This window comes from Aeromicrobium phragmitis, assembly GCF_003674095.1.
GTDB classification, from domain to species: domain Bacteria; phylum Actinomycetota; class Actinomycetes; order Propionibacteriales; family Nocardioidaceae; genus Aeromicrobium; species Aeromicrobium phragmitis.
The window spans coordinates 1-311 of record NZ_RDBF01000260.1; the positions used below are offsets into that span (position 1 = coordinate 1).

At 65.0% G+C, this 311-nt stretch carries 1 pseudogene; it reads right to left on the reverse strand.

The annotated features are described in order from the left end of the window. Positions 1 to 227 (reverse strand): annotated as a pseudogene (locus tag D9V41_RS17245) (type I-E CRISPR-associated endonuclease Cas1e); the annotation flags it as partial. Between the last annotated feature and the right edge of the window lie 84 nt (positions 228 to 311).

The following is a 311-nucleotide window of genomic DNA, read 5'->3' on the forward strand; positions in this document are numbered from 1 at the left end:
ACGATCACGGCATGCACGACCCCGTACAGCGAGGTGTTGGCGGCAGACAGCGCTTGGTTGACGATGCTCGCTGAGGCGAAATCGTGCACGTCGTAGTCGCGTCTGCTCCACTCCACTCCCGTGCGGGCAGCATGGGCGCGGTAGACACGTTTGACCCGGGCCCCCTCCCGTCCCCGAAGCTGCTGCATCGAAAGACCGGCGGTGTCCTCCTCTTCGCGGAATCGCATGGAGTACATCGTCCGAGCCACCGCCAGGCGTGAGCGTTGATTCGTCACGAGTCGGGCTTGGGCCTCCAGCAGCCGTGAGGACTG